The following is an 11,645-nucleotide window of genomic DNA, read 5'->3' as shown; positions in this document are numbered from 1 at the left end:
ATTGATTGCGGAAATCAGATTTCGTGATGTGTCTGATGGCTGGCGCTTGATCGGCCGCGGCAATGGCGTAATGTCCCTGCCGAACTTTGCCCCTCCCCCAAACTACCAAGTGCGGTCACATCATGTTTTTTGCTTCCGACAACTGGGCCGGTGCCCACGAGGCCATTGCCAAACGTCTTCTTTCCGCCTCCACCGGCTTTGCCGCCGCCTATGGCAACAGCGATCTCGACAAGAAGGTCGCAGCCCGCTTCTCCGAGGTCTTTGAGCGCGACGTCGCCGTCTTCTTCGTGGCAACAGGCACCGCCGCCAACTCGCTCTCGCTTGCCAGCGTGCAACGGCCGGGCGGCGTGACTTTCTGCCATTCCGAGGCCCACGTGATCGAAGACGAATGCGGCGCACCGGAATTCTTCGCCGATTCTGCCCGCCTGATCCCCGTCAGCGGCGAGGCTGGAAAGATCGACCCGGCCAAACTCTCGGCGAAGATCGCCAGCTTCCCGGAAGATGCCGTGCATCACGGCCGCGCCTCCGCCATTACCATCACTCAGGCGACAGAGATCGGCACCGTCTACTCGCTGCCTGAAATCGGCGAGATCTCGTCGATCGCCAGGAAGCGCGGCCTCCCGCTTCATATGGATGGCGCCCGTTTTGCCAATGCGCTTGTCGCGCTCGGTGCAACACCGGCGGAAATGACCTGGAAGCGCGGCGTCGATATTCTCTCGTTCGGCGGCACCAAGAACGGCTGCTGGTGTGCGGAAGCGATCGTCTTCTTCAACCCGGAGCAGGCCAAGGACATTCCCTTCATCCGCAAGCGCGCCGCGCAGCTCTTCTCCAAGTCGCGCTTCATCGCCGCGCAATTCGACGCCTACTTCGAGGAAGAGCTCTGGCTTGGCCTTGCACGCCATTCTAACGGCATGGCCGACCAGCTGCGCTCCGGCATCGGCGCCAGCAATTCCGCCCGCCTTGCCTGGCCGACGGCATCCAACGAAGTCTTTGCCGTTATCACTAAAGCCGCAGCCAAGACCGCCGAAAGCCGCGGCGCAAAATTCTATGAGTGGCCTATCCCGGTCGCCACCCCGGAACTCGTTGGCGACAACGAAACGCTGATCCGTCTGGTGACAAGCTTTGCGACGACGGAAGCCGATGTCGACGGCTTCCTGAAATGCCTGGCGGCATAAGGAGGCATCAATTCTGATGTCCGAAGACGGCGGATTGGGGTGCACCCTGATCCGCCTTTTCTGCTTCGTGGCCGATCACCACGATCATCATCACGCAGGCAACCAGCCCGGATACGAATATTGCTCCATAAATCATCGGTCCGTTCTCCCTTGCCCCGAACGACGACCTTTAAGGATTGCTAAACTATCGGCCGAAATCTGACCAAACGTCTAAGCGACACGGTTGAGACGAGCTTAAAGCGGCAAGCAGCCCGTTAACGTTTGCGTGAAAGCCTGCACAAATGTGTGGTCTCGCGGAACTTTCGAGCCGCCTTTCGATTTTACAGGCGAAAGGTGAAAATCATGAAAAAACTCGCAATCCTAGTTATTTCTCTCGCTACCGCCTTCACCGGCATTGCGCCAGCGCAGGCGTTCCCGGTGGTCAACATCGAGAAGCCGCAGCTGGCATCCGATATCCAGCAGGTGCGCAGCCCAAGAATTGTGCGCCACCGCAACTGGAACAACCACCATTGGAACAATGGCCGCTACCACTCGAACTATAACCGCCGCTACTATCGCGACGGCTACTACCATCGCCATAACAACAATGCTGGCGCGATTATCGGCGGACTTGCAGCCGGTGCGATCATCGGCGGCGCATTGAGCGCTGCGTCGCAGCCGCGCTACTATGGCGGCAACTCGCACACCCGCTGGTGCGCCGACCGCTACCGTTCGTACCGGGCTTCGGACAACACGTTCCAGCCCTATAATGGCCCCCGCCAGCAGTGCGTAGGCCCATAACCAGAACAACAGAAACCCCGCCAATCCGGCGGGGTTTCTGTTTAGCTGCTTGACCGCAAGCTGCGCACCTTGCCGAGGATGTCTTCGGAAAGCGCCGAGACCAGAGCCCGATCGGCGCCCTTGCGTGGAACGAGCACGAATTCCACATCCTCGAGCACCGGCAGCCGACCAGGCGAAATTTCCTTCAATCCTGACGGTGCCATGCTGCGCGGTTGCACCAGCACCCCCATTCCGGCACGCGCCGCCGCCGTAAGGCCGCTGAGGCTGCCGCAGGTGCAGACGATCCGCCACGCCACCTGCGTTCGCCCCAGTGCTTCAAGCGCGATGCTGCGGGTGACGCTTGGCGCCGGAAAGGCGATCAGCGGCAGCGGGTTCTGCGCCATGATATGCTCGGGATCACGCGCCAGCCACACCAGAGGCTCGCGGTAAACCAGCTTGCCGCGCGCATCCCCCAGCCGGCGCTTGGCAAGCACAAGGTCGATCTCGCCATTGTCCTGCATCTCATAGAGCGCACCAGAAAGAGCAACGGTGAGCTCCAGATCAACGGAGGGATGCGAGCGGACGAAATCTTCCAGCACCGCCGGGAGCTGGCTGGTGACGAAATCCTCCGAAACGCCGAGCCGCAACTTGCCGCGCAGACTGTTGCCGCGAAACAGAGACTGCACTTGCCCCTCGATCGAAAGCATGGCCCGGGCATGCGACAGCAGCGCCTCACCGTCTCCAGTCAGCACCACCTTATGCGTATCCCGCGCCAGCAATTTCCGGCCGACCGACGTTTCAAGCCGCTGAATATGCTGGCTGACGGTGGATTGTCCAAGCCCCAGCCGCTCGGCAGCCAGAGTGAAACTGCCCATCTGTTCGACGGTGACGAAACTGCGCAACTGGGTAAGATCGAGCATTTTAATCTCAATTCATGATAACTGTTATTCCTTGCATCCTGAATCATAATGGATGACAAAACAATGAACTTAGAATTGCCCGGGACCAGATCATGCGCCGCTTCCTGCCAGATACTTTCACGATCCTCCTCGTCTGCACCGTTATCCTCGCGTCGCTGTTTCCGGCGGACGGTGCGTTTGCTGGTTACTTCAGCATTGCCACGGATTTGGCGATCGCCCTGTTGTTCTTCCTGCACGGCGCGCGTCTTTCCCGCGACGTGGTGATCGCCGGCGTGCTGCACTGGCGTCTGCATCTGGCGATCCTGCTGACCACCTTTGCGCTGTTCCCGCTGCTTGGCGTAGCCATCGGCTTCATCCCCGATACGATCCTGCCGCAGCCGCTCTATCTTGGCATTCTCTTCCTCTGCGTGCTGCCTTCGACGGTTCAGTCCTCGATCGCCTTCACCTCGATGGCCGGCGGCAATGTTCCGGCAGCGATCTGCTCGGCATCGGCCTCGAACATTTTCGGTATGTTCCTGACGCCGCTGCTCGTCGGCTTGCTGTTCTCTGTCGGCGGCCATGGCGGCTTTTCTTGGGATGCGCTTGAGCAGATCATGCTGCAGCTGCTGCTGCCCTTCGTGCTTGGCCAGGTATTGCAGCCGTGGATCGGTGACTGGATCCGCTCGAAAAAGAAGATCCTGATGCCTGTCGATCGCGGATCGATCCTGATGGTCGTCTACGTGGCCTTCAGCAAGGCCGTCGTCGAGGGTCTCTGGCATACATTCTCGATCGGCGATATCGCCGTTGTCATCGTCCTCGACATGCTGCTGCTGGCGCTGGTGCTTGCGATCACCATGTACGGAAGCCGGGCGCTTGGCTTCAACAAGGCCGACGAGATCACCATCACCTTCTGTGGCTCAAAGAAGAGCCTGGCGAGCGGCGTGCCGATGGCCAACGTCATCTTCGCCGGCCAGTCGATCGGCGCCATCGTGCTGCCGCTGATGCTGTTCCACCAGATCCAGCTGATGGCCTGCGCCGTCATCGCCCAGAAATACGCAGCTGCCGCCGCAAAGCGGGCCAGCGCTAAAGAACTCGAGGAAGCGGCAAGTCCGGCCTGACCGGTGAGCGCGGCACGCAATCAACAAAAAAGCGGCGCTCCATCGGAGCGCCGCTTTTCTTTTCAGTCCTGGGAGGGATTGATCAGTTGGTGACCTGAGCCTCGATGGCCTTGGGCGCGTTAACCGCCTCGGCGGCAATCGCAATCTTCCGGGGCTTCATGGCTTCAGGAATGCTGCGCAGAAGGTCGATGTGCAGCAGGCCGTTCTTCAGCGAAGCGGCAGTGACCTCGACGTGATCGGCAAGCTGGAAGCGGCGCTCGAAAGTGCGCTTGGCGATGCCGCGATAGAGGAATTCGCTGCCGTCGGCAGCATCTTCGCTCTTTTCGCCCTTGACGGTCAGGGCGTGCGCCTGAGCCTCGATCGAGATTTCGGTTTCATCGAAACCAGCAACCGCCATCGTGATGCGGTAGGTGTTCTCACCGGTGCGCTCGATATTGTAGGGCGGGTAGGTCTGGCCCTGATCGGGCTGAGCAAGGCTGTCGAGCATCGTGAAAAGACGATCGAAACCGACGGTGGAACGGTAGAGGGGAGAAAAATCGACGTGACGCATAGTGTCCTCCTTGGGAAGCGACGAGTTGCGAAAAACATGTCCCCGAAACCCCATATTCGGCAGCTTCGGAGCGGTTCGGCAGGCCCTTCCGGCGCCTGCAGAATTCAGATGGTGATCGATTTTCCGGAGTTCAAGTGCCGCCGATCAGACCGGTGAACCACGCATGAACGCCCGGTTCGGTATCGGTTCAGCCGCCCTGTCCTAGAAATCAAACCGTCGGGTAATCAAACTGGCCCGATGGCTGAAGTGCATCGTCCCTTCTTCTTCAGTCCGATTATGGACCGGCGCCGGGCATCCCTCTCTCCCCGCCGGTCTCTTTTTTCGAGCGGACTTGGCGGCCGGACGATCTTTAAGAGTTGATTTCAGCCTCGCGTGCATTATCCCCTACAATGGACGTTCATCGAGCAGCGGCAAATCCCATGGACCAGGTTCTCATCTCGACTCCAGACAATCCGGCCCCAGAGAACCGGACCGAGGGCTATTTCGAGACCTTTGACGGGCAGCAGCTGCGCTATGCGGTGTTTCGCTCCAACGCCTCCGTCGCCAAGGGCACGGTGGTGCTGCTGCAGGGCCGCAACGAATATATCGAGAAATATTTCGAGACGATCCGCGATCTGACGGCGAAGGGCCTCTGGGTGGCGACCTTCGACCTGCGCGGCCAGGGCGGCTCGCCGCGCCTCGTCAAGAAGCGCCAGCACGGCCATGTCCGGCGGTTTTCGGATTACGAGCGCGACCTGGACATCTTCCTCGAAAAGATCGTGCTGCCGGACACCCGCCTGCCCTTCTACATTCTGGCGCATTCCACGGGAGCGCTGATCGCGCTTTCCGCCGCACCGTATCTGTCGACGCGCATCGAACGCATGGTCCTATCGGCACCGTTCATCGGTCTGATCGGCCAGGCTGCATCGGCCTCGACTATCCGTAGGCTGGCGTCCGCTGCCTGCAGCGTCGGCTTGGGCACCATGGCGCTGAGCGCCAAACTGCGCGAGCCCGAGTTCCGTGACAACCCGCTGACGTCAGACGAGGTCCGCTTCGAGCGCAACGCCGCGATGATGCGCAATCACCCCGAACTAACGCTCGGCCCGCCGACTGCCCGCTGGCTGGTCGAATCCTTCAAGACGATCGACAAGGTGATGGCGCCGAACCACCTGTTCTCCATCACCATTCCGACCGTCGTCATCGCCCCCACGCGTGACGGCGTCGTGCCCTATATCGCCCAGGAGCGCCTGTCGCGCTATTTCCGCGCCGGTCAGCTGGTGCCGGTCAACGGCGCCCGTCACGAGATCTTCCAGGAGCGCGATGTCTATCGCGCAGCCGCCCTTGCCGCCTTCCACGCCTTCATCCCCGGCAGCGATGCGGAGGCGATACAGGAAGTCGAAGCGATCGGCACCTGACGCCTACCGCTGCAGGATGGCGATCGCCTGTTCGTAGACAGCCCGGCTGCCGGCGGCGATAATCGAACCGCCGTTTTCCGGCCGCCCGCCGTCCCAGGTCGTCATGATACCGCCCGCCTTCTCGACGACGGGAATGATGCCGCCGACGTCGTAGGGCTTCAGGCTGTTTTCGATCACGAGATCGATATGCCCGGCCGCAAGCAGCGCATAGGCGTAGCAATCGCAGCCATAGCGGAACAACCGCACCTGGCTTTCGATCTCCCGGTACTTGTCCATATCGCTGCCGGTGAAGAGATGCGGCGAGGTGGTAAACAGGATGGCGTTGGAAAGCGCATCGCAATCGCGCACCTTGAGCTGCCGGTCGCCTTCCGGCCCGGTGTAGAACGAACCGCTCTGGTCGGCGAAATAGCGCTCTCCGGTGAACGGCTGCTCGATCATGCCCATGATGGCTTGGCCATTTTGCTGCAGGCCGATCAGCGTGCCCCAGACGGGTACGCCCGATATGAAGGCCCGCGTGCCATCGATCGGATCGATGACCCAGACATATTCCCGGTCGAGACCGACGCTGCCGTGCTCCTCGCCAAGGATGCCGTGTTCGGGATAATGCGCCTCGATCAGCTTGCGGATCGCAGCTTCCGCCGCCTGGTCGCCCTCGGTGACCGGGTCGAACCCGCTGGCGAGCTTGTTGGTAACATCAAGGCCGGAGCGGAAGCGCGGCAGCGTTTCGGCCTTGGCCGCTTCGGCTAGACGATTGAAGAACGAGCGGTCGGGGAGCATTGGCGGATCCGTTTCTGGCCTCGGGATTGGCGCTTTTCATAGCGAAACTGCGTTAAAATGCAAACACTTCAGGCAATCGATCTTTATCTGCCTAATTATTTTGCACTGCAATATTTTGCTTGACGATTGTGCAATGCAATAGTAGCTTCCTCTTACAGTCTTCTGACTGTAAATACCCTCCTTGGGTGTTTCCTCCCTAGACTTAGCCGCGCTGCAGAGCGCGGTTTTTTTTGAGTATTGCCAGGGAGTTATTCGGCAGCTAGCGCCGTATCGTCAGCAAAACGCTGCACGTAATCCGCCATCTGCCGCATGAAGCTCGTCACCGCATTGGCGATCACAGGGAAATCAGCCCGCTTTTCCAGCGTCACCTCATCGACATAGATCGAGCGATTGACCTCGATCTGCAGCGCATGCAGGCCCCGCGACGGGCGCCCGTAATGCTCGGTGATGAAGCCGCCGGCATAGGGCTTGTTGCGAATGGCCGTGAAGCCCATCTCTTCGAAGATGCTGATAGCAGTGCGCGACAACTCGGCGGAGGCCGACGTTCCGTAACGGTCGCCGATAATGAAATCCGGCCGCTGATTGCTGCCGGCAACCCGCACATTTCCAGGCATCGAGTGGCAATCGATCAACACCCCGAAGCCGAACTGAACATGGGTACGGGCAATCAGTCGCCGAAGTGCGGCGTGATAGGGCTTGTAGACGCTCTCGACGCGATCAAGCCCTTCCTGGACCGGAATGCGCCGCGCATAGATCTCCATGTTTTCGGCGACGATGCGCGGGATGGTCCCTAGACCGCCTGCAACACGCAGCGAATTGATGTTCGCATAGGACGGCAGAAGCCCGTCGAACATTCGCGGATCGAGTTCATAGGGTTCACGGTTAACGTCGAGATAGGCCCGCGGGAAGTTTGCGAGCAGGAGCGGCGCACCGAGCAGGCTCGCCGCCGAGAACAGTTCATCGACGTAGTGATCCTCCGAGCGGCGGATCGAAATGCCCTGAAGACGCGACTGAGCGATAAATTCCGGTGGATAAATGCGGCCGCTATGGGGGGAATTGTAAACGAAGGGAATGGTCTGCGACACGGGCTCACGTATCTCAAAAAGCTCGTATTCGCGGATTTCAGGCACCTTCTACCCTCTTAACCATGTCGTTCGAGGCTTGCTTGCCCCATGTTGCCAGTTGCCCGGCCGCAAGTCCATACTATGTACAGGGGATGACAGCCACGGGTGGTCACTTCACCGGTTGTTTACCGGGGAAGGACTAGTGTATTGGCTGGAGCCTCCCATAAAAATTCATCTCACCAGCGGTCTGGATAATGACTCAGAAGATACTGCTTGCAGAAGACGACAACGACATGCGCCGCTTCCTCGTGAAGGCGCTCGAAAAGGCAGGCTACAAGGTTCTGTCCTACGACAACGGCGCAAGCGCCTATGACCGGCTCCGCGAAGAGCCCTTTTCGCTTCTGCTGACCGACATCGTCATGCCTGAAATGGACGGCATCGAACTCGCGCGTCGCGCGACCGAACTCGATCCGGACCTCAAGGTCATGTTCATCACCGGTTTTGCTGCCGTGGCACTGAACCCTGATTCGAAGGCACCGAAGGATGCAAAGGTCCTTTCCAAGCCTTTCCACCTCCGCGATCTCGTCGACGAAGTGAACAAAATGCTTGCCGCATAAGGCTTGCAGGCGTCAGGTCACAAAACTTCAAAAAAGCCTATTGACGGCCCCAAAGGTTTTGTGATCTATGCGCCGCCATCGGATGGGCGTGTAGCTCAGCGGGAGAGCACTACGTTGACATCGTAGGGGTCACAGGTTCAATCCCTGTCACGCCCACCATCCGATCCTCTTGATTTATTAGAGGATTTTCACCAAGCCGCTGATTGGTGATTTTAGCCTCCCTCAAAGCCGGCTAAGTTTTCTCGCAAAATCTCCCACGTCCCTGCCTTTTGCAGGACTGCCATTTCCCGCGTCTGCCGCGAACTACCGCAGGGAAGCTGCGGTATGGTTCTCAGTCGAATTAAGAAGCATGCCTTGAGATACACCATGGCGATCGCGGCTGTGTGCCGGGCCGAATCTTTGGCACAAGTGAAAGCCTCTACAGAGCCCTCCAGGACGCGCTCGCCGATGCAGCCGGGGCGCAACAGCACAAGACTGTCATCTCTCGCCCAAGGCCTTCCCTGGGCCTTTTATGACCGTTGAAAAATCGGAATGACCGGACCCAGCCGGTGGCACACTTCCATCACATAAAACAGCCGATTCGAATCGGAAGGCAATGATGATTCGCGGCATGGTCTCGGAGCGAACTGGCGGCAGCTTGTTGCCCTGCGCGAGGTCGGAGGCCGGAAAATGAAAAGGGCCCGCAAAGCTGCGGGCCCGATTGCGTTAAGCCGGTGAAGCGTGGCCGTCAGGCCACCCTCCCTTGCGTCTTAGGCTGCGTTGTAGGCGGCCACGACGGCTGCCAGCTGGTCGTCGTTCATTGCCTGGATCTGCGGCGTGGTGAAGGCGTTGGCGTGATCCTTGTCCAAAGCCGTGATGTCGTCCGCAGACAGTCCCTTGATCGCGCTGACGTCGATTGCGGCGATCTCGTCGACCGAGAACTTCGCGACCCCTTCCGGCGCCATGGCACCGATCTGTGCAGCGTTCAGCTTGGCGGTCTGCGACAGCGTGATCCCTTCGATCTGAGCGGTGCTCATCGAGGTGATCTGCGTTGCCTTGAGACCGGTGATCGCCGTGTCGCTGAGCTTGCCGATCTGAGCCGCGGAGAGACCCGCGATCTGATCGTTGCTCAGTGCGCCGACCTGGGCGGCGGAGAGTGCGCCGAGCTGGTCGTCGGTGAACTTGCCGAGCTGGGCAGCCTTGAAGCCGGCGATCTGCTGTGTCGTGATCGACTTGATCTGATCAGCGCTCAGCTTGCCAATCTGGCTGTCGCTGAGAACACCGATCGCGTCGGTCTTCAGACCACCGATCGACTTGGTGCCAATCGCGGCAACCGCGTCGTCCGTCAGTTTGGTGACGTTCGTGGCGCTGAAGCCAGCGACCTGCAGAGCAGTCAGGAGACCTGCCTGGCCTGTGGTGATGCCGGCAACCTGATCGGCGCTCATCGCCGTGATCTGGCTTGCCTTCAGGCCCGCTACAGCCGCGTTGCTGAGCTTGCCGATCTGACCGGCAGAGAGACCGCCAATCTGGTCGTTGGTCAGTGCACCAACCTGAGCGGCGGAAAGTGCGCCGATCTGGTCGTCACTGAACTTGCCGAGCTGAGCAGCCGTGAAGCTGGCAACCTGCGTCGACAGCAGACCGGAGATCTGGTCCGCGCTGAGCTTGCCGATCTGGCTATCGCTGAGAGCGGCAATGGCATCGGCCTTCAGACCGTTGATCGACTTCGCCGTGATCGCCCCGATGTCGTCATCGGAGAACTTCTTGATGTCGTCAGCGCTCAGGGCACCGACCTGGGCTGCCGTCAGCACAGCGGCCTGGGACGTGCTGACGCCTTCGAGCTGTACGTCGGTCATGCCGCTGATCTGGGTTGCCTTCAGACCACCCACTGCAGCGTTGCTGAGCTTGCCGATCTGGGCAGCCGAGAGACCGGCGATCTGCGTGTCGGAGAGTGCGCCGACCTGAGCAGCCGTCAGAGCACCCATCTGATCGTCGGTGAACTTGCCGAGCTGGCCAGCCGTGAAGCCGGCGATCTGCTGCGTTGTCACAGCCTTGATCTGATCGGCGCTGAGCTTGCCGATCTGGCTGTCGCTGAGAACAGCGATCGCTTCGTTCTTCAGGCCAGGGATCGCCTTGGCGGTCAGGCCGGCCACTGCGTTGTCGGTCAGCTTCGTCACGTTCGTGGCGCTGAAGCCACCAACCTGCGCAGCTGTCAGCAGAGCACTCTGGTCAGCAGTGATGCCGGCAACCTGATCGGCGCTCATCGCCGTGATCTGCGTTGCCTTGAGGCCGGTGACTGCCGTGTTGCTGATCTTGCCGATCTGACCGGCCGAGAGGCCACCGATCTGCGTATCGGTCAGCGCGCCGACCTGAGTTGCGGAGAGCGCACCGATCTGGTCATCGGTGAACTTGCCGAGCTGCGTGGCAGTGAAGCCGCTGACCTGCTTAGGCGTCATCGCCTTGAGCTGGTCGGTACTGAGCTTGCCGACCTGGCTTTCGCTGAGGACAGCGATCGCGTCGTTCGTCAGGCTCGGGATTGCCTTGGTGGTCAGGCCAGCAACCGCATCATCGGTCAGCTTGGTAACGTTCGTGGCAGTGAAGCCAGCAACCTGTGCACCGGTCAGAAGAGCGCTCTGGCCTGCGGTGATGCCAGCAACCTGATCGGCGGTCATCGCCGTGATCTGGCTTGCCTTGAGGCCGGTGACGGCTGTGTTGCTAAGCTTGCCGATCTGACCGGCGGAAAGACCACCGATCTGGTCGTTGGTCAGTGCACCAACCTGAGCGGCGGAGAGTGCGCCGATCTGGTCGTCGGTGAACTTGCCAAGCTGAGCAGCCGTGAAGCTCGCAACCTGTGTCGACAGCAGACCGGAGATCTGGCCGGTCGTCAACTTGCCGATCTGGCTTTCGGTAAGGGCAGCGATTGCCTCGTTCTTCAGGCCGTTGATCGACTTTACACCAATCGCTCCGATTTCGTCGTCGGAGAACTTCTTGATGTCATCGGCACTCAGAGCACCGACCTGGGCTGCCGTCAGTGCGCCAGCCTGAGCAACACTCAGACCTTCAAGCTGCGTGTCAGACATACCGCTGATCTGCGTTGCCTTCAGACCGCCGACTGCAGCGTTGCTGAGCTTGCCGATCTGAGCAGCCGAGAGACCGACGATCTGCGTGTCGGAGAGAGAGCCGACCTGGGCTGCCGTCAGAGCACCCATCTGATCGTCGGTGAACTTGCCAAGCTGGCCAGCCGTGAAGGCGGTAACCTGCTTCGGCGTCATCACCTTGATCTGGTCGGCGCTGAGCTTGCCGATCTGGCTGTCGC

The 11,645-nt window shown here is 60.1% G+C and carries 10 protein-coding genes, 1 tRNA gene and 1 pseudogene; 6 read left to right on the top strand and 6 right to left on the bottom strand.

Features of this window, described 5'->3' with window-relative positions; translation table 11 throughout:
- The first annotated feature begins 122 nt into the window (after positions 1 to 122).
- Positions 123 to 1,175 carry a threonine aldolase family protein gene (locus tag AC1DV9_RS20900; protein WP_112518083.1) on the top strand — a complete coding sequence of 351 codons (1,053 nt, stop codon included), beginning with the start codon at positions 123 to 125 and terminating at the stop codon, positions 1,173 to 1,175.
- Between the two features lie 7 nt (positions 1,176 to 1,182).
- Here AC1DV9_RS20900 and AC1DV9_RS20895 read toward each other — a convergent pair whose 3' ends face one another.
- Positions 1,183 to 1,311 (bottom strand): hypothetical protein, encoded by a 129-nt coding sequence (locus AC1DV9_RS20895; protein WP_477831541.1) that lies wholly within the window; start codon positions 1,309 to 1,311, stop codon positions 1,183 to 1,185.
- A gap of 206 nt (positions 1,312 to 1,517) precedes the next feature.
- Here AC1DV9_RS20895 and AC1DV9_RS20890 point away from each other — a divergent pair, with 206 nt between their 5' ends.
- On the top strand, positions 1,518 to 1,955 hold the full coding sequence (locus AC1DV9_RS20890) for a BA14K family protein (RefSeq protein ID WP_112385537.1): 438 nt from the start codon (positions 1,518 to 1,520) through the stop codon (positions 1,953 to 1,955).
- A 41-nt stretch (positions 1,956 to 1,996) separates the two neighbouring features.
- Here AC1DV9_RS20890 and AC1DV9_RS20885 read toward each other — a convergent pair whose 3' ends face one another.
- Positions 1,997 to 2,854, bottom strand: a complete 858-nt coding sequence (locus tag AC1DV9_RS20885) for a LysR family transcriptional regulator (protein ID WP_477949897.1) — start codon at positions 2,852 to 2,854, stop codon at positions 1,997 to 1,999.
- Between the two features lie 92 nt (positions 2,855 to 2,946).
- Here AC1DV9_RS20885 and AC1DV9_RS20880 point away from each other — a divergent pair, with 92 nt between their 5' ends.
- A complete protein-coding gene (locus tag AC1DV9_RS20880) occupies positions 2,947 to 3,951 on the top strand; it encodes a bile acid:sodium symporter family protein (protein WP_112385539.1) in 1,005 nt (334 codons plus the stop codon).
- Between the two features lie 82 nt (positions 3,952 to 4,033).
- Here AC1DV9_RS20880 and AC1DV9_RS20875 read toward each other — a convergent pair whose 3' ends face one another.
- On the bottom strand, positions 4,034 to 4,501 hold the full coding sequence (locus AC1DV9_RS20875) for an Hsp20 family protein (protein WP_112385540.1): 468 nt from the start codon (positions 4,499 to 4,501) through the stop codon (positions 4,034 to 4,036).
- Between the two features lie 419 nt (positions 4,502 to 4,920).
- Here AC1DV9_RS20875 and AC1DV9_RS20870 point away from each other — a divergent pair, with 419 nt between their 5' ends.
- Positions 4,921 to 5,895 carry an alpha/beta hydrolase gene (locus AC1DV9_RS20870; RefSeq protein ID WP_112518086.1) on the top strand — a complete coding sequence of 325 codons (975 nt, stop codon included), beginning with the start codon at positions 4,921 to 4,923 and terminating at the stop codon, positions 5,893 to 5,895.
- Positions 5,896 to 5,898: 3 nt separating this feature from the next.
- Here the strand turns inward: AC1DV9_RS20870 and hisN are convergent, their stop codons facing one another.
- Complete coding sequence (hisN, locus tag AC1DV9_RS20865; protein WP_112518087.1) at positions 5,899 to 6,672, bottom strand: histidinol-phosphatase; 774 nt, start codon at positions 6,670 to 6,672, stop codon at positions 5,899 to 5,901.
- 248 nt (positions 6,673 to 6,920) lie between these two features.
- On the bottom strand, positions 6,921 to 7,802 hold the full coding sequence (locus AC1DV9_RS20860) for an N-formylglutamate amidohydrolase (protein ID WP_112385543.1): 882 nt from the start codon (positions 7,800 to 7,802) through the stop codon (positions 6,921 to 6,923).
- Between the two features lie 188 nt (positions 7,803 to 7,990).
- Between AC1DV9_RS20860 and cpdR1 the strand changes: the two genes are divergently transcribed.
- Positions 7,991 to 8,353: a response regulator CpdR1 gene (gene cpdR1 / locus AC1DV9_RS20855; protein ID WP_003542883.1), complete on the top strand. Its 363-nt coding sequence runs from the start codon at positions 7,991 to 7,993 to the stop codon at positions 8,351 to 8,353.
- Between the two features lie 84 nt (positions 8,354 to 8,437).
- Positions 8,438 to 8,512 (top strand) — tRNA-Val (locus AC1DV9_RS20850).
- A 590-nt stretch (positions 8,513 to 9,102) separates the two neighbouring features.
- Here AC1DV9_RS20850 and AC1DV9_RS20845 read toward each other — a convergent pair.
- A pseudogene (locus AC1DV9_RS20845) lies at positions 9,103 to 11,645 on the bottom strand (hypothetical protein); the annotation flags it as partial.

The organism is Rhizobium sp. 01L410, from assembly GCF_056400165.1.
The sequence above is the reverse complement of the archived record's forward strand: the minus strand, read 5'-3'. Positions and strand labels throughout refer to the sequence as shown.